This is a genomic window from Streptomyces fagopyri (assembly GCF_009498275.1).
Classification (GTDB): Bacteria; Actinomycetota; Actinomycetes; order Streptomycetales; family Streptomycetaceae; genus Streptomyces; species Streptomyces fagopyri.
In genome coordinates, this window is sequence record NZ_CP045643.1 from 1,587,075 (window position 1) to 1,603,634 (window position 16,560).

General features: G+C 72.2%; 14 protein-coding genes. 6 read left to right on the forward strand and 8 right to left on the reverse strand.

Annotated elements, in window-relative coordinates; genetic code table 11:
• Nucleotides 1-144: 144 nt before the first annotated feature.
• Together GFH48_RS06775 and GFH48_RS06780 are read left to right on the forward strand one after the other, a co-directional pair.
• Complete coding sequence (locus tag GFH48_RS06775; RefSeq protein ID WP_153287385.1) at nt 145-720, forward strand: GNAT family N-acetyltransferase; 576 nt, start codon at nt 145-147, stop codon at nt 718-720.
• 365 nt (nt 721-1,085) lie between these two features.
• Nucleotides 1,086-3,173 carry an ATP-binding SpoIIE family protein phosphatase gene (locus GFH48_RS06780; protein ID WP_194280518.1) on the forward strand — a complete coding sequence of 696 codons (2,088 nt, stop codon included), beginning with the start codon at nt 1,086-1,088 and terminating at the stop codon, nt 3,171-3,173.
• 24 nt (nt 3,174-3,197) lie between these two features.
• Here the strand turns inward: GFH48_RS06780 and GFH48_RS39680 are convergent, their stop codons facing one another.
• Nucleotides 3,198-3,320, reverse strand: a complete 123-nt coding sequence (locus GFH48_RS39680; RefSeq protein ID WP_265590168.1) for a hypothetical protein — start codon at nt 3,318-3,320, stop codon at nt 3,198-3,200.
• Here GFH48_RS39680 and GFH48_RS39685 point away from each other — a divergent pair.
• On the forward strand, nt 3,319-3,450 hold the full coding sequence (locus GFH48_RS39685) for a hypothetical protein (RefSeq protein WP_265590169.1): 132 nt from the start codon (nt 3,319-3,321) through the stop codon (nt 3,448-3,450). The genes GFH48_RS39680 and GFH48_RS39685 overlap by 2 nt on opposite strands.
• Before the next feature lie 56 nt (nt 3,451-3,506).
• Here GFH48_RS39685 and GFH48_RS06785 read toward each other — a convergent pair whose 3' ends face one another.
• Nucleotides 3,507-4,349, reverse strand: a complete 843-nt coding sequence (locus GFH48_RS06785; protein ID WP_265590170.1) for a phosphotriesterase family protein — start codon at nt 4,347-4,349, stop codon at nt 3,507-3,509.
• A gap of 517 nt (nt 4,350-4,866) precedes the next feature.
• On the reverse strand, nt 4,867-5,829 hold the full coding sequence (locus GFH48_RS06790) for a GlxA family transcriptional regulator (RefSeq protein ID WP_153287387.1): 963 nt from the start codon (nt 5,827-5,829) through the stop codon (nt 4,867-4,869).
• Between the two features lie 88 nt (nt 5,830-5,917).
• Between GFH48_RS06790 and GFH48_RS06795 the strand changes: the two genes are divergently transcribed.
• Nucleotides 5,918-6,478 (forward strand): NAD(P)H-dependent oxidoreductase, encoded by a 561-nt coding sequence (locus GFH48_RS06795; RefSeq protein WP_153287388.1) that lies wholly within the window; start codon nt 5,918-5,920, stop codon nt 6,476-6,478.
• A gap of 12 nt (nt 6,479-6,490) precedes the next feature.
• Here the strand turns inward: GFH48_RS06795 and GFH48_RS06800 are convergent, their stop codons facing one another.
• Entirely contained in the window at nt 6,491-6,997 is a 507-nt protein-coding gene (locus GFH48_RS06800; protein ID WP_153287389.1) for a hypothetical protein, read from the reverse strand.
• A 137-nt stretch (nt 6,998-7,134) separates the two neighbouring features.
• Nucleotides 7,135-7,824, reverse strand: coding sequence for a hypothetical protein (locus GFH48_RS06805; protein WP_228120422.1), 690 nt, complete (start codon nt 7,822-7,824; stop codon nt 7,135-7,137).
• Nucleotides 7,825-8,799: 975 nt separating this feature from the next.
• Between GFH48_RS06805 and helR the strand changes: the two genes are divergently transcribed.
• Nucleotides 8,800-10,953, forward strand: coding sequence for an RNA polymerase recycling motor ATPase HelR (gene helR, locus GFH48_RS06810; protein ID WP_153287391.1), 2,154 nt, complete (start codon nt 8,800-8,802; stop codon nt 10,951-10,953).
• A gap of 383 nt (nt 10,954-11,336) precedes the next feature.
• Here helR and GFH48_RS06815 read toward each other — a convergent pair whose 3' ends face one another.
• A complete protein-coding gene (locus tag GFH48_RS06815) occupies nt 11,337-11,909 on the reverse strand; it encodes a CGNR zinc finger domain-containing protein (RefSeq protein ID WP_153292757.1) in 573 nt (190 codons plus the stop codon).
• A 106-nt stretch (nt 11,910-12,015) separates the two neighbouring features.
• On the opposite strand from GFH48_RS06815, the gene GFH48_RS06820 reads away from it, so the two are divergent.
• Nucleotides 12,016-13,221 carry an MFS transporter gene (locus GFH48_RS06820; protein ID WP_153287392.1) on the forward strand — a complete coding sequence of 402 codons (1,206 nt, stop codon included), beginning with the start codon at nt 12,016-12,018 and terminating at the stop codon, nt 13,219-13,221.
• 247 nt (nt 13,222-13,468) lie between these two features.
• On the opposite strand, the gene GFH48_RS06830 is transcribed toward GFH48_RS06820, so the two are convergent.
• Nucleotides 13,469-14,128: a hypothetical protein gene (locus tag GFH48_RS06830; RefSeq protein ID WP_228120423.1), complete on the reverse strand. Its 660-nt coding sequence runs from the start codon at nt 14,126-14,128 to the stop codon at nt 13,469-13,471.
• 853 nt (nt 14,129-14,981) lie between these two features.
• On the reverse strand, nt 14,982-16,559 hold the full coding sequence (locus tag GFH48_RS06835; RefSeq protein WP_153287393.1) for an aldehyde dehydrogenase (NADP(+)): 1,578 nt from the start codon (nt 16,557-16,559) through the stop codon (nt 14,982-14,984).
• Nucleotide 16,560: the final 1 nt, after the last annotated feature.

Sequence of the window (16,560 nt, forward strand, 5' to 3'; positions counted from 1 at the left end):
TCACCGGGGCCGTCCCTCCATGAGTGTCGAAGCCGATCACGCGACCCCGTTCACGTAAAGGTCTTTCCTCGCACGAAGGCCCTCCGTGATCCGAACGGAAGGTTCCAGGCCGGACTGCGGCCGGTGTGTCTACCATTCCTGTCCATGCCCGAGATGCAGTTGCTCCGTCCGGACCACGCGCCCGCGCTGCTCGCCTTCGAGCTCGAGAACCGGGCCTACTTCGCCGCGTCGATCCCCGATCGGGGCGATGACTACTTCACCCGGTTCGACGAGCGGCACCGTGCCCTGCTCGCCGAGCAGGAGACCGGTGACTGTTTCTTCCACGTGCTGGTCGGCGCCGGAGGCGAGGTGCTGGGGCGGGTCAATCTCGTGGATGTGGCGGACGGGGGCGCCGATCTCGGGTACCGGATCGCGGAACGCGCCGCGGGCCGGGGACTGGCCACCCGCGCCGTGCGGGAGCTGTGCGGAGTTGCCGCCCGCGGCTACGGGCTGAGCGTCCTGCGGGCCGCGACCACCCTCGACAACGCGGCGTCACAGGCCGTACTGGCCCACTCGGGATTCGCCGTCGTGGGCGAGACCCGGCTCTCCGGCCACCCCGGTCTGACATATCTCCGCAGTCTCCGTGACCTTCATGACCCTCATGACCCTCACGACCTCGGTGACACTCCTGACCTCGGTGACACTCCTGACGCCACCCCCCGTTCCGGCCCGGCGTCGTAGCCCGCGCCGCCGGCCTTCCCGGCCGGACTGTGATGACGCCGGACCGTGATGACGCCTGGCCGTGATCGCACCCGACCGTGATCGCACCCGACCGTCATCGCGCCGCCGCGGTTCGGTACGGGCCTGAGGGCGGCCGTCATCGGCACGACCCGCGTCCGGTACCCGCTCGTACGCGTCCACGGACGCTGATCGCTCTCCCCCGGGGCCCGGCCGCGACACGGCCATGGCCTGGTCCGGCATGTCCTGGCGGCGACGCCGCGCGGTGCCGTCCTCAGAGCGCCGCCGCGCGCGGGGCGGCGCTCTCGGTGGCGGCGCGGGTGCAGACATGGGTTTACTGGGCTTGTCGGTGAGAGATGGGGTTGATCATGCCTCGTGGACAACGACACGACCACGCGGATGCCGGCATCACCGCGTCGAACGGAGCGGAAGGCTTCGAGAAGGCCTTGTTCGAGCAGGCCAGGGCCGGGCTGGAGGTCTACGACACGGACCTTCGTGTCCTCCGGGCCAATCCGGCCGTGCTGGCCATGCGGGGTCTGCCCGCGAGCCGGGTGATCGGGGCCGGCCTCCCGGACCTTGACTCCCATCTCCCCCTGTCGCCGATCATCCGCGAGGTGATGGCCGGAGCCTGCCCGGTGTTCGACCGCCCGGTGTCGACGTACCCGCCGGCCGATCCGGGGAACCGGCACGACTACGCCGTCACCGGATATCCGCTGCAGGAGCGCGGCCGGCCCATCGGAGCCGCCTCCATGATCCACGACGTCACGGACCAGGTCCGGCGGCAGGAGGAACTGGATCTCCTGAGCGTCGCCCGCGCCAGGATCGGTTCCTCCCTGGACGCGGTGCGCACCGCGCAGGAACTCACCGAGATCGCGGTCCCCTCCTTCGCGGACGCGACCGCCGTCGATCTGCTGGAGTCGGTGTTCGCGGGCGACGCGCCCGTCGGCCCGGTCACCGACCAACCGCCCATGAGACGCGCCGGATTCAAGGCCCGCGAAGGGCAGTACGGCGCCTACCCGATCGGCGGCACCAGCCACTTCGCGGTCCCCACGCCGTACACCCAGGCACTGGCCGACCTCCGGCCGCGGCTGGTCGCATCGGTCGTCTCGGCCCGCCAGTGGCTGGCCAACGACCGGCTGCGCGCGGAGTTCATCCGCCGGGCCGGCGTCCACTCGCTCATCGTGACCCCGTTGACGGTGCACGGGCTCGTGCTCGGCCTGGCCAGCTTCTACCGGGCCGGTTCCCATCCCGAACCCTTCGACGAGGAGGACCTGTCGATGGCGACACAGCTCGCCGCCCGCACCGCCCTCTGCGTCGACAACGCCCGCCGCTTCACCCGTGAACACACGGTCGCGACCACCCTTCAGCGCAGTCTGCTCCCGCGGACCGCGCCCCTGACGGCGGCGGTGGAGTCGTCCCACTGCTACATGCCGGGACGTTACGGCGCGCACTGGTTCGACGTCCTGCGCCTCTCCAGCTGCCGGATCGGCCTGGTCATCGGATTCGTGCCCGGCGAGGATCTGCTGGCCTCCGTCGTGATGGGGCGCCTGCGCACCGCGGTCTCCACCCTGGCCGCCATGGACCTGCCGCCCGACGAGTTGCTGGTCCATCTCGACGACGTGGCCCAGCGGCTCGCCCGCGAGCAGGACTCCGACCCGCTGGCCCTGCAGCACGCGCGGCCCCCGTTCACCGCCTCGTGCGTGTATCTCACGTACGACCCGATCTCCCGCCGGTGCGCGGCGGCCTCGGCGGGCCATGAAAGTCCCCTGGTCACCAGCCCCCAGGGCGTGGTCAGCGGACTCGACGTACCGCGCGGCGCGCCGCTGGGCCGTGGTGTGCCCTACGAGCTCCACACCACCGAACTGTCGGCCGGCAGCCTGCTGTCCCTCTACTCGGACGGCAGCGCGGACCGCTATCCGGCCGAGGCGGACGAGCGGGCCAACCAGCTGCGCGAGGTGGTGGCCGACGCCTCGGCGGACCCCACGGAGATCTGCGACACGGCCGCGTGCAAGGTGCTGCGCGGGAGGGCCCCGGAGGACGGGGCCGCGCTGCTGGTGGCCCGGACCCGGTGCCTGGCACCGGACCACGTGGCGACCTGGACCTTCCCGCCCGAGCCGGTCTCGGTCCGCGAGGCCCGGCGGGCGACACGCGACAGGCTGGCGCAATGGGGCCTGGAGGACCACGTGTTCGTCACCGACCTGGTCGTCAGCGAGCTCGCCACCAATGTGGTCCGGCACGCGGAGGGAGCCATCCGGCTGCGTCTCATCCTCGACCGCACACTGACGGTGGAGGTCAGCGACGACGCCGACACCGCGCCGCACCTGCGCCACGCCCGATTGCAGGACGAGGGCGGACGGGGACTGTTCCTGGTCGCTTCCATGACCCGGCACTGGGGCACCCGGTACGAGGACGGCGGCAAGACCATCTGGGCCGAACAGTCGCTGCCGGCCGCCTGACGACCCCGGGGCGACGCCCCGGCTTCACGTGGGGCGCCGGAGACCGGACGCGCCCAGGGCCCGGCAGAGCCCGAGCGCGACGAGGAGTTCGGTCCTTCGCTCCAGGTGGTCGGGGCCGAGCGTCTCGGCCCCGGAGGCCGGCCGCATGCGTACGGTGTTCTCGTGGACGCCCGGCCTGGCGGCGGGACGTATGGACCACTCCGCGCGCACCACCCGCACGGTCCAGGAGCTGCTCGGCCGCGAGCGCGGTCAGTTCGCGCGCCTCGGGGTGAAGTAGCGGCGCGGGTTGTCGACGAGCATGGTGGCGATCTGACTCTCCGTCACCCCGGCCTGTCACAGGGCAGGAAGAACCGCCTCGTGGATGTACGTGTGGCGCCTGTTCGGCGCGAGCTGTTCGCGCGCACCCGGCGGGAACCAGTCGATGTGGCACGACGCGTCGTGCGCCAGCACCATCCGGTCCGCGAAGCCCTCCTGCGCGAGCCCGGCGACCGTGGCGACCCGCTCGTCGTTCGGCAGCAGCACGTCCAGCCCGAACCGGTCCATGCCCACGTACGAACCGTTGTCGATCAGTGCGTGCGGGTAGTCCAGGTCCGAGGTGTCCCCGCTGTGCCCGATCACCACGGCTCCCAGGTCGACCCCCTCACGCCGGAACACCTCCTGTGCCACGAGGCCCGTACGGTGCGGAGCGCTGGTGTGGACCGTGATGGGCGCGCCCGTGCGTTTGTGCGCTTCGGCGACCGCCGTCATCACCCGCTCCACACCGGGTGTCAGTTCGTCCTCGATCGCGCACTTCAGGAACGCTGCCTTGATCTCCGTACCCGCGATGCCCTCGGTGATTTCCCTGACGAAGGGGTCGGCCATGGGATCGGCACCGCCGAGAAGGGTTCCCGGACCGACGTACTGGAAGGAACAGGGAACGTCCCTGAATGTGCAGATCCCGGTCGCCGCGACGATATCGATGTCGACCTCGGCATTGACACGGGCCACCCGGGCGATGTTCCGCCCCAGCCCGATCACCGTGGGGTCGACGATCGTGTCCACGCCCGTGGCCGCCGGCGTCCGCAGCCCCTCGATCGCGTCCGCCACCCGTCGGTCCTCGTCCCACGTCTGCGGAAGACTCTGCCGGACCTCCTCCGTGGCGACGAAGACGTGCTCGTGCATCAAGACCGTTCCCATGTCCTCCGCGGGAACCGGACCTCGGACTGTCTCTACGTTCGCCGTCACTGCGCTTCTCTCGATTCCTGATGGTGTGTTCCGGTCCTGGCCGCGACATTCCGTGTGCACCGTACGAGAACAATTCGATGTCCACGTCACGAGGACATACGTGTGACACGACACCGGAAAACCAAGCGCATTCGGAAAGGCAGGCCATGTGTGAGCGGCACATTCCTTTCCACCCGGAGTGTTGGACTCCCACAGGTGGGAACCGGGTCCCAAGAGCTGTCCCCGGCCGAATGTGTGGAGCTCCCGGCAGAAAGATCCGTTCACCGGGAGGCGTGCGGCGGGCAGGCTCGGACGTGCCGCCGGATCACACGGACGACGCGGATCGGGACAGGGAGCCAGGGGCAGTGAGCCAGGAAGACACGTCATGCCGTACGTCGCCGGGAACCTCGTCGAGGGATTCCTGCCCGCGGTCGGGGGGCGGCGGGAACCCGCAGGCCGGCGGGCTGCCGGTGGGTGGCCCGGACGCCGGTCAGGGGACGCCGAGGTGATCGCGGTAGGCGGCGGGGGAAATGCCGAGGCGGCTGGTGAACACGCGGCGGAGGGTCTCGGCGCTGCCGAACCCGCTCCGGGCCGCCGCCACCGCGACGGTGTGGCCGGCCTGGAGATGCGCCTGGGCGGTCTCCAGGCGGACCATCTCGACGTAGCGGGCCGGGGTCGTCCCGATCTCGTCATGGAACAGACGCGTCAGCTGCCGGACACTGACCGACGCCATGGCGGCCATGGCCGGGACGCTGTGGTCGCGACCCGGATCGGCCGCGATCGCGTCCAGCAGCGCGCGCAGGGGGTGGTCGCGGGCGACGTGGTGACGCGACGGTGCCGAGAACTGCGACAGCCCGCCGGGGCGCCGCATGAACACCACCATGGCCTCGGCCACGTCGTGTGCCACCCGCGGACCGTGGTCGTCCTCCACCAGCGCGAGGGCCAGGTCGATGCCGGAGCTGACTCCCGCCGAGGTCAGGATGGCGCCGTCGCGCACATAGAGCGCGTCCGGCTCCACCGCGACCCGCTCGTAACGGCGTGCGAACTCCTTCGCCTGCCGCCAGTGCGTCGTGGCCCTGCGTCCGTCGAGCAGCCCCACCTCGGCCAGCAGGAACGCCCCCGTGCACACCGACGCGATCCGCTCCGCCCCGGCCGTCAGCCGCCGGACCGCTTCCACCAGGCCGGCGTCGAAGGGGTGGTCCACCATCCCGTACGCCCCGGGCACCAGCACGGTGTGCGCGGGACCGACGTCCGCGGCGGCGGCCTCGGCGTGCAGCGTCAGCCCGGTCGAGGTCCGTACGTCCGTGCCGTCCGGCGACACCACGCTCACCTCGTAGCCCGGCCCGTACCGGCCCGCATGGCTGAAGACGTCCGCGGGGCCCGCCACGTCGATCAACGTGACGCCCTCGAAGGCCAAGATCGCGACCCGGCGCTTCGCGTCCTGCTGCGGCATCGGCTCCAGCCTCTCCACGACGATCCCACCCCAGGCTAAGCGCCCCGGCGCGACAACCCGACGAAGCACCGAACCGAGAGAGAACACCATGACCGACCCGTCCCCCCGCACCCTCGTCCTGCTCGGCCACCCCGACCTCGCCCGGTCGCGGATCAACCGGGTCATGGCCGGCGCCGCCCGCGGCCTGACCCACGTCACGCTGCACGACCTGTACGCCGCGTCTCCCGACCGGCGCCTCGACATCCCCGCCGAACAGCGTCTGGTCAGCGAGAACGAGGTGATCGTGCTGCAGTTCCCCTTGCACTGGTACTCCGTGCCCGGCTTCCTCAAGCAGTGGCTGGACGAGGTCATGACCCGCGGCTTCGCCTACGACACCGGAGGGCTGCTCACCGGCAGGACGCTCCTGGTCGTCACGTCGACCGGCGGGGTCGCGGACGCCTACCGGCCCGGCGCGTTCCACCGCTTCACCATGGCCGAACTCCTGCGGCCGCTGGAGCAGACCGCTCACCGCATGGGCATGGCCTTCGCCCGGCCGCTCGTCCTCCACGACGCGCGCGGCGTCGGCGACGCCGAACTGGCCGCGCACACCGAGCGGTACCGAAGGCTGCTCATCACCGGGCCCGTCCCCTGCCAGGACGCCGCCGCATGACCTCCGGTCCGGTCACATCCGCCGTGCGTGGGCGAGGGTGTCGCCCACCCACGCGGGGAACACGAGCCGCGGGATCAGCCGGCCCTCGACCTCGAAGGGGAGCGAGAAGGTGGGGCTCACGCGCAGATCCCGGTGCGCGACGCGGACGTGGACGCGGGTGTCCGGCAGGTGCCAGGCCGAGCCGATGGGCCCGATCCGGTTGATCCTCGCGTGGATGCGGTCCCCGTACACCAGGGCGGCACACCCGTGGTCCTCGGCCCGTGCCGCGGGGACGGTGGCGGCCCAGCGGCTGAACTCGTCGAGGTATCCGTGCCGGGACAGTTCCCCGAAGGTGATCGTCTCCACGCGTACGGTCGCCGGGCCGTCGAGGAACACCATGAGCCGGGGCACTCCCCTGCGACGCCGCCAGCGGGCGGGCAGATCGCGGACCACGCGGTCCAGGACGCGCAGGACATCGGCGCGCACAGGGGGTCGCAGTGCCCGGAGCTGTCCCCGCATGAATGTGCTCGCCTCGTCCATCCCGCCAGCATCCACGAGCGTGTCCGCCGCCTCAACGGCCGGGCCCGGGGCGGCGGTCGGTGTTCGCACCGGCCATGCCGGAGGACCCGGCACTATTGCAGCGGGCCGGGTCCTCCGTGATGTGCGGGTGGTGCTGTTTACCAGCCGTGGCGGTCCCGGACGACCCGGAAGCTCCCCACGACGCCGTCGCGGACCTTCACGCCACCGTGGACGTAGTGGGACACGACGCCGTTGGTGGTGCTCCACGGGCCGACCGTGGCGACGGGCGAACCGTTGTCGCAGGTCGCGCCGCGGAAGACCTCGACGGTCCGGCGGCTGTCGTTGCGGACGTTGAAGCTGCGCGAACCGAGGCCGCTCACCACGGTGATGCAGCCCCAGCTCTGGGCGGAGTAGGACCGCTCGTTGAAGTCGATCCGCCCTTCGTAGCCGCGGCCACCGCGACCGCCACCGTCGCGGCCACCGTCGTCGTCGCCGCCGCGACCGCCACCGTCGCGGCCACCGTCGTCGCCGCCACGGCCACCGTCGTCGCCACCGCGGCCGCCGTTGTCGCCGCCGCGGCCGCCGTTGTCGCCACCGTTGCCGCCACCGTCGCGGCCGCCGTTGTCGCCGCCACGGCCGCCGTTGTCGCCGCCGTTGCCGGCGACAGCTCCGTTGGCCCCGCCACCCGCGGCGGCTCCGTTGCCCTTCGCCTGCCCGCTGTCACCGCCCGTGGGAGCGGCCTGGTTGACGGTGGGGGTGGCCGCGGCGGCCGAGGGGACCTCGGGGGCCGAGGCGTACGTGACGCCCGTGGCGACGAGGGCCGCGGCGGCCGCTGCGCCGGCAGTCATGGCAATTTTGCGCGTGATCATGAGGCTCATCCCTATCTCTGAGTCGTCGACCAAACAGCCAATATGTGGCTGAATGAACCGATAATCTCTTTATATGTAATATCAGGCACGCCGGAGACGCAGCAGAAGGCGGCCAATTGGGGGTACGACCCCCGTTTCCGCAGCTCAGAGCGGACTCACCGAACATCCAAGGCCGCCTCGAACGGACGCACTTGACGCCGCATCGGACCGGGCCGAGGCCCTTCGGCCCCCCTCGGACACCCCCCGACCCGGCCTTGCCGACACGCCACGAACCGGCGGGCCGGGTCCCGGTCACCCGCCTCACGGCCTTCGGCGGGGGACGGCGGCGCCCACGAAAGGGGAGCTGACGGGGCGCCACGCCAACCGGGAGAGGCGACGGGTGCCACCGGATGCGGCGGAGGTGACGGGGCGCCACGGGAAACGGAACAGGTGACGCGGCACCACGGGAAGCGACGAGATGACGGAGTGCCACACCGGGAGGCGAGGTGGCGGTGCGGTGGTACGCGAGGTGGCGGTGCGGTGGTGGTGACGGCGGCCCGGGACGCGGGGCTCCCGCCGCCCGGACACTTTTCCTCGCCGCCGCCGGGGGCCGCCGAGACCGCCGTACGACGTGGCACGTCACCCTCTCGTGAGGGGCCCGCCCGTACGCGACAAACGAAAAGGCAAGGGAGAATCCTCGTCCCTTGCCACTCTCAAGATATAGCGCACCGGGGGGCTTGCGGCAAGGTTCCCTTCATGACGCAGAATCGCCGACCGAAGCCGGAAGCTGCGGAAATGGGAGATTCATCAGGTGCATGGTTTTTCGTCAGATTATGGGCCTCATGAGGGTGCCGGACCGGCGGCGCGAGGCGCACGCGGGTCACGGCCGCGGGCGCTCGCCGTCGTAGCGGCCAAAGCGCGGGTGTGCGCGCCGTCGGACTCCGCGGGCGCGACCTCGGATCGGAGCTGACGGCGATGGCTTCCCCGGCCACCAGCGCGTTCGACCTTCCCGACCACCTCTCCCTCAAGGCCGACCCGGCGCTGATCGCCGACGACGAGCGGCACTTCGCGGCCCTCGCGGAGAGCCTCGATCGGACGATCTCCGATCTGTCCGACCGGCTCGACGCCCAGCGCAGGGCACCCGGAGGTATCGGCCGGGAGGCGATGGAACGGGACATGGAGATCCACCGGCTGACCGGCCGTCTGCGCGCGCTGCGCCGTTTCGGTCTGGACCTGTGCCTCGGACACGTCGTCGGCGCGGACGACGCAGAACGTCTGTACATCGGACGGCTCGGTCTCACCGACGACGCGGGCCGTCGTCTGCTGGTGGACTGGCGCTCCCCCGCGGCCGAGCCGTTCTTCGCGGCGACCCACGCCCGTCCGATGGGACTGGCGAGCCGCCGCAGGTACCGCTGGACCCGTGAGCGGATCAGCGACTACTGGGACGAGGTGTTCACCGCGGACGGGCTCGAACGGCATGCCGCCCTCGACGACCAGTCCGCCTTCATCGCCGGCCTGGGCAGCGACCGGTCGCCCCGGATGCGGGACGTGCTCGCCACCATCCAGGCCGACCAGGACGCCATCATCCGGGCGGGTTCCCGGGGCGCCCTCGTCGTGGACGGCGGTCCCGGTACGGGGAAGACCGTCGTCGCCCTGCACCGTTCCGCCTACCTCCTCCACTCCGACCCCCGCCTCGGTCACCGTCGCGGCGGGGTGCTGTTCGTCGGTCCGCACCAGCCCTACCTGGCCTACGTCGCCGACGTCCTCCCCAGCCTCGGAGAGGAGGGCGTGCGGACCTGCACGCTGCGCGACCTCGTCGCCGAGGGTGCCGGGGCGAAGGCCGAGGCGGACCCGGAGGCGGCGCTGCTGAAGTCGTCGGCGGACATGGTGAAGGCGATCGAGACGGCCGTCGCGTTCTACGAGACGCCGCCCGCCCACGGGATGACGGTGACCACCCCCTGGTCCGACGTCCGGCTGAGCGCCGACGACTGGGCCGAGGCCTTCGAGGCACCGGGCCCCGGCACTCCGCACAACGAGGCGCGGGACCTGATCCGGGAGGAACTGCTGACGATCCTGACGGACAGGCACGACGCCGAGGTCCCGACCGGACTGCTCCGGAGGGCTCTGCTGCACGACGAGGAGCTGGTGGGGGCGCTCGACCGCGCGTGGCCGCTGCTCGAAGCGGCCGATGTCGTCGGTGACCTGTGGTCGGTACCCGCCTATCTCCGGATGTGCGCTCCCTGGCTCGGCCCCGAGGACGTACGGAAGCTGCGGCGCGCGCCCGCCCAGGACTGGACCGTGTCCGACCTGCCGCTCCTGGACGCGGCGCGGCAGCGGCTCGGCGACCCGGAGGCGTCCCTGCGCGAGCGCCGCCACGAGGCGTCCGTCGCCGCCGAACGCGCGCGCAGGGCCGACGTCATCGACAGCCTGCTGCAGAACGTCGTGATCGACGAGAGCGAGGGCGCGTTGGGGATGCTGCACGGACGCGACCTCCAGGACACCCTGATCGACGAGACCGCACCGCCCGGCACCGAACCGGACCCCCTCGCGGGCCCGTTCGCGCACATCGTCGTGGACGAGGCTCAGGAACTGACCGACGCGGAGTGGCGGATGCTGCTGCTCCGCTGCCCGTCCCGGAGCTTCACGATCGTCGGGGACCGGGCCCAGGCCAGACGCGGGTTCACCGAGTCGTGGCGGGAACGGCTCGAACGGGTCGGGTTCGACCGGATCGACGTGGCCACCCTGGGCGTCAACTACCGGACGCCGGAGGAGGTCATGGCGGAAGCCGAGCCGGTCGTGCGCGCCGTGCTCCCGGACGCCAACGTGCCGACGTCCGTCCGCAGCAGTGGCCTGCCCGTCGTGCACGGACCGGTCGAGGATCTGGACTCGGTCCTCGGCGCCTGGCTCGACGCGCATGCCGAGGGCATCGCCTGCGTCATCGGCGATCCCGCGTTCCGGGCGACACCCCGCGTCCGGTCGCTGACTCCGGAGCTGGCGAAGGGACTCGAGTTCGACCTGGTGGTGCTGGTCGACCCGGCGGCGTTCGGCGAGGGGGTGGGAGGAGCGGTGGACCGCTATGTCGCGATGACCCGGGCGACCCGGCAACTCGTCGTCCTCACCGGCTCCTGACGGCGCCCCGGACAGGGCGCGGCCGGGCAGGTGGACGGCCCGCCCCTTCGAGTGCACGGCCAACCCGGTTCCCTGGCACAGAAGTTGAAGATCGCCGAACGGAGCAGGAACACCGCTCCTTCGCCGTCGACGAGCGACAGGAGACCGGGCATCTCAAGTCCCTCGTAGAGGGTGGCCACTTGGCGGAGGGGACCGTCGGGCAGGGCGGCGGCCCTGACGAGGCAGTCCTTGGACAGCCGTGACGGTGCCAGGACTTGAGGATCGTTCAGCCGGTCCCCGCGCCGGTAGAGGCCTCGCGGGAAGGCGGCGTACGCCGACGCGCTGCCGGGGTACGCCGTCCGGCCTGGACTCCCTGACGGACCCGGCCCCGCCTTCTGGAGGTCTCAGCCCCGCGCGGCCTTCCGGGAGCGGAAGGCCGCCGCCTTGACGCGGCCGCGGCACGCGTCCGAGCAGAAGTGGCGTACGGCGTTACGGGAGTTGTCGACGTAGACGCGGTCACACCGCGGTGCCGTGCAGACCCCGAGACGTCCGGCGAGGTCGCTGCCGAGGGCGAGGGCGAGGGCGGTGGCGCATCCGGCGCTCCACCCCACGGAGAGGCTGTCGTCCGCGCCGTGGAAGTGAACCTGCCAGGGCTCGCCGTCGACGCGGTCGAGTTGGGGGCGGGCCCCGGTGGTGCGCAGCAGGCCGTTCACGAGTTCGGCCGCCCGGTCGGTGCGGCCGCTGTCGACGGCGTCGAACACCGCTCGCATCCGCCGGGCCGTCCGTGCGAGGTGGATCGCGTGCTCCGGCTCGACCGCGACGCGGTCGGAAGCGGGCGGTAGCGCGTCGTGGACGGCCCGCGGGAGCCGGTCGCCCTGCGGGGCGGTGTAGGGACGGCCCTGGCGGGCGCCGTCGGTCAGAACGTTCACGAGTGAGACGGCCACATCCAGCAGCGTCGCCACGTGACCATCGAACATCACTTGACTGGTCACTCCTTCCCTTCTAGCGTCCATGTCATCACCGACGATAGTCGATTCGTCGGTTACGGCGGCGGGGTGGGATCTGGTGCGGGGCGGAACGCGGTTGCCGCGAACGGTGCGACTGCTGGTCGTGGCGCGCGCGGTGAACCGGCTGGGGGCGTTCTCCCTGTCCTTCCTCACCGTGCTCATCACGACGAGGTTCGGGGCCGGCGCCGCCGTCGCCGGGTGGGTGAGCGCCGCCTTCGGTGTCGCCACGATCCCGTCCCGGCTGGCCGGCGGGCGACTGGCCGACCGGATCGGCCGACGCCGCACGATCGTGCTGGGCCTGACCGGGTGCGCGGTGGCGCAACTGGGACTTGCCACGGCCGGCAGCCTGGCGGCGGCCGCCTGCTGGGCCGTGCTGCTGGGCCTCGTCTTCGAGATCTACGAACCACCGAGCCAGGCGATGATCGCCGACGTCGTGGCGCCGGACGAGCAGGTCCGCGCCTACGGCCTGCTGAACGCGGCACTGGCCGCGGCGGGCATGGGCGCGGGACTTCTGGCAGCGGGCCTGGGCCGCTGGGACCTGCGCCAACTGTTCGTCGTCGACGCCTTCACATGTCTGCTCTGTGCCCTCATCGTGCGCCTGTGCCTCCCCGCGGACCGCCGCGTCGCGACGGTGACCGCCGCCCGTGCGCCCTCCGTCGCCCCGTGGCGCGATCGCGCGTTGCTCCGCATGCTCGCGGCCGGGACGCTGTTCGCCGCGGTCTACCTCCAGATCATGCTCACGCTCCCGCTCGCCCTGGACCACGAAGGGCTGAGCCCCGCCGACGCGGGCCTGTTGTTCACCGCCTCCGCACTCACCATCGCCGCGGGGCAACCGCTGACGCGGTGGAGGCGGCTGTCCACCCTCTCCGCGCCCGTCGCCTTCGCCGTCGGCCACCTGCTGCTGGCGGTGGGCCTCGCCGGGTACGGATTCGCCCACGGCCTGCTCGCCCATCTGGCCTCGACCGTGGTGTGGAGCGTGGGTGACCTGCTCCTCGTCGGCCGCGCCCACGCGGTGGTGGCGGGCCTGGCGCCGCCCGGCGGAAAGGGGCGCTACCTGGCGGTCTACGGCACCAGTTGGGGCATCGCGGGTGTCGCCGCCCCCTTGGTGGGGACGCAACTGCTCGAACACGCCGGGCCGGCGGGCCTGTGGGGCGTGATGGCGCTCGCGTGCCTGTTGCTCGCGGCACTGCAACCCGCCCTGGTCCGGGCCGCCGCGCTCCCCCGCACCCACGGCGAACTTCGTTCGCGGGCAGCCGGGTTGCCGAGCGGGCCGGCCCACTGACGCGTACGGGCGCGCGGTTCCCGAACCGGTCAGGAATCCGGAGATCGCGACCCCGTATCTCGCCGCCGCACCCCAGGCCCGTATCGGCGGAGACTTCTCCTGTGTGGCCGTCCTCAACGCCGCGCGTCGCCACCGATCCCCGATGCGTCCTCCGGCGGTCACCGGCGCCCGGGTGGAGACGCCGGAGAACCCGGCCCGATTGCAGCGGGCCGGGTTCTCCATGCGGTGCGGACGCCGTCCGAGAGGACTAGTCGCGGTAGTCGCCGCCGCCGTCACCACCGCGGTCGCCGCCATCGTCGCCACCGCGGTCGCCGCCGCCGTTGCCACCGCGGTCGCCGCCGCGGCCGCCGCCGCCGTTGCCACCGCGGTCGTCGCCGCGGTCACGGTCGCCACCGCCGAAGTGGTGGTCCTCGACGACGCGGAAGCTGCCCACGACGCCGTCCTTGACCTTCACGCCACCGTGGACGCGGAAGGGCACGACACCGTTGCTGGAGCTCCACGGGCCGACCGTGGCGATCGGCGAACCGTTGTCGCAGGTCGCGCCACGGAAGACCTCGACGGTCCGGTGGCTGTCGTTACGGACGTTGAAGCTCCTGGAGCCGAGACCGCTCACGACGGTGATGCAGCCCCAGGAGCGGGCGGAGTAGGAACGCTCGTTGAAGTCGATCCGGCCCTCGTAGTGACGACGGCCACCACGGTCGCCGCCGCCTCCTCCTTCGTTGCCCTTCGACTGGTTGTTCCCTTCCGTGCCCTTCGACTGCCCGTTGTCGCCGCCCGAGGGGGCGATCTGGTTGACGGTGGGCGTAGCCGTGGGGGCTGCAGTGGCCGAGGCGTAGGTGACGCCCGTGGCGACGAGGGCCGTAGCGGCCGCAACGGCGGCAGTCACGGCAATGTTGCGCGTGGTCATGTCACTCTTCCCTATCTCTGAGACGTCGGCCAAGCAGCCGATCTGTGGTTGAAATTACCGATAATCCCTTTATCTGCCGTATTCGACACGCGGTAGATTCGACATCAGAAATCCGATTGGCGTACGGAACAGCGGTCCGGCGTGCCCAGAAGGCGCCGGACATACGCGAAATGCGGCCCATGACCCGTGCGGGGGCGCCGCGTCGGCGAAGAAGCCGCTGTCCTGCCCCACTTCGGACCGGCCCGGGGGTCCGTACCGACCACTCCGGACCCCGGAACGGGGAGGACAACGGCTTCTGGGGGACCACGGGCCCCTCCGGGTCGGGCATACCGGCCGGGGTCGGACACCTCCAGGTCGGGCGCGCCCGCCGGGGTCGGACACCGCCAGGTCGCTCACCCCGGCGCCGGGGACCGGGTCGACGGCACGGGACGGGACGGGACGGATCGGCGGGCGGGGCCACGTGCCGGATCCGCACGGCACCTGGCCCCGCCCGCCGCCCGCCGCACCGAGGGCCTCACGGCAGGACCCGGAGCACGTCGCCGACCCCGGGCCGGAACCAGTGACCGGGGGAGTCGCCACGTACGCGTGCCGCTGTCGGCGTACGGATCGCACGGGGACGCGGAACCGCCGGTGGACACCGCCCGGGTGGCCGTCGAGGCGATCCGCGCGCGAGAGCGAGAGCCGGCCCTCGGCGGGCGCGGTCCTCGCCGGGCGGGCGGCGCCGGCCGCGGAACCGCCGCCGGAGGCAAGGGCACGCGGCGGGGCGCCCACGTCCCCGTGACCCGGACGCCGTCGTCGAGTGGCGCCCCATTGCGGCCGGTCGCCCGCGGAGCAACCGGCACGGCAGGGGGCGTCAGTCCTGGGTGAGGTGGCCGTCGACCAGGCGCCACAGGCCCAGGGGGTTGTCCGCGGCCAGCGCGTCCGGCAGCAGCGCGTCGGGGAAGCCCTGATAGGTGACGGGCCTCAGGAAACGGTCGATGGACGTCATACCGACCGAGGTGAAGCGGCTGTCGGTGGTGGCCGGGAAGGGGCCACCGTGGATGGTCGCGTGTCCGACCTCCTGCGGGTGGGCGAACGCGTTCACCACGATCCGGCCGGTACGCCGTTCCAGGATCGGCAGCAGTCGTGCCGCGTCACCGTGGTCGGCCTCGTCGAGGTGCATCGTCGCCGACAACTGGCCGCGGAAGGTCCGGGCCACCGCGAGGAGTTGGGCCATGTCGGTCAGACGCACCAGCAGCGCCGCCGGTCCGAAGACCTCCTCGGCCAGGCCGGGATCCGCCAGGAACCGCTCCCCGTCGACCTCCAGCAGTCGCGAGCGCCCCTCCCAGGGACCCTGGGGCTCCAGGCCCTCGGTGAGGGTCTCGGCACCCGACTCGCCCAGTCGCCGCACGCCCTGGTCGTAGGCGTCGTGGATGCCCGGGGTCAGCATGGTGCGCGCGCCCATGGCGTTCACCCGTGCCGCGGCCGCCTCGCGCATCTCGGCGTAGCCCGGTCCGTCGACGGCGAGGAGGACGGCGGGTTTCAGGCAGGCCTGGCCGACGTTGACGAGCATGCGTTCGGCGAACCCGTCGCCGGTCTCGGCGCCGCGCGCCGCGAGCGCCGCCGGCAGCACGAAGGTGGGGTTGACGCTGGTCATCTCGGCGAAGACCGGGATCGGGTCCGGACGCGACTGAGCCCGCCGGTACAGCGCCATGCCACCGCGCTCGGAGCCGGTGAAGGTCACCGCTTTGATCAGCGGGTGGTCCACCAGCGCCTCACCGATCTCGTTGCCCGCGCCCCGCACCATGGAGAACACGCCCTCGTGCAGCCCCGAGTCGATGACCGCGGCGCGGATGGCGCGCGCCTGGAGCTCCGAGGCACCCGGGTGCGCGTTGTGGGCCTTGAGGACGACCGGGGCGCCCGCCGCCAGCGCGGAGGCGGTGTCGCCGCCGGCGACGGAGTACGAGATGGGGAAGTTGCTCGCGCCGAAGACGGCGACCGGGCCGATGGCGATCTTCTGCAGCCGGTGGTCCATCCGCGGCCGCGGCTGCCGCTCGGGCTGGGCCGGGTCGACGGCGGCGTCGCGGAAGCGGCCCGCGCGCACCACGTCGGCGAACTGCCGGAACTGGGACGCGGCCTTCGCCGTCTCGCCCTGGAGTTGCGCCACGGGCAGGCCGGTCTCCAGGGCCGCCCGCTCGGCCAGTTCCCGGTCGACCCCGTCCAGCCGGTCCGCGATCAGGTCGAGGAACGCGGCGCGTTCCTTCGGTCCGGTGCGGTTGTAGCTGTCGAAGGCCTCGTCGGCCAGGCGCGCGGCACGGTCGACCTCGGCCGGGCCGCCGAACGCGAACTCCGGTCCGACGTACTGCCCCGTCGTGGGGTCGAGTGCCTTCATCGTGCCGGCGGATGCCGGGACGTCCGACGAACCGATCAGCAGGTGTCCGGTCAGTGTCATC

Coding starts and splice junctions, on each gene's coding strand:
- GFH48_RS06775 (WP_153287385.1), top strand. CDS start 145: ATGCCCGAGATGCAGTTGCTCCGTCCGGACCACGCGCCCGCGCTGCTC.
- GFH48_RS06780 (WP_194280518.1), top strand. CDS start 1,086: ATGCCTCGTGGACAACGACACGACCACGCGGATGCCGGCATCACCGCG.
- GFH48_RS39685 (WP_265590169.1), top strand. CDS start 3,319: ATGCGTACGGTGTTCTCGTGGACGCCCGGCCTGGCGGCGGGACGTATG.
- GFH48_RS39680 (WP_265590168.1), bottom strand. CDS start 3,320: ATGCGGCCGGCCTCCGGGGCCGAGACGCTCGGCCCCGACCACCTGGAG.
- GFH48_RS06785 (WP_265590170.1), bottom strand. CDS start 4,349: ATGGGAACGGTCTTGATGCACGAGCACGTCTTCGTCGCCACGGAGGAG.
- GFH48_RS06790 (WP_153287387.1), bottom strand. CDS start 5,829: ATGCCGCAGCAGGACGCGAAGCGCCGGGTCGCGATCTTGGCCTTCGAG.
- GFH48_RS06795 (WP_153287388.1), top strand. CDS start 5,918: ATGACCGACCCGTCCCCCCGCACCCTCGTCCTGCTCGGCCACCCCGAC.
- GFH48_RS06800 (WP_153287389.1), bottom strand. CDS start 6,997: ATGGACGAGGCGAGCACATTCATGCGGGGACAGCTCCGGGCACTGCGA.
- GFH48_RS06805 (WP_228120422.1), bottom strand. CDS start 7,824: ATGACTGCCGGCGCAGCGGCCGCCGCGGCCCTCGTCGCCACGGGCGTC.
- helR (WP_153287391.1), top strand. CDS start 8,800: ATGGCTTCCCCGGCCACCAGCGCGTTCGACCTTCCCGACCACCTCTCC.
- GFH48_RS06815 (WP_153292757.1), bottom strand. CDS start 11,909: ATGTTCGATGGTCACGTGGCGACGCTGCTGGATGTGGCCGTCTCACTC.
- GFH48_RS06830 (WP_228120423.1), bottom strand. CDS start 14,128: ATGACCACGCGCAACATTGCCGTGACTGCCGCCGTTGCGGCCGCTACG.
- GFH48_RS06835 (WP_153287393.1), bottom strand. CDS start 16,559: ATGACACTGACCGGACACCTGCTGATCGGTTCGTCGGACGTCCCGGCA.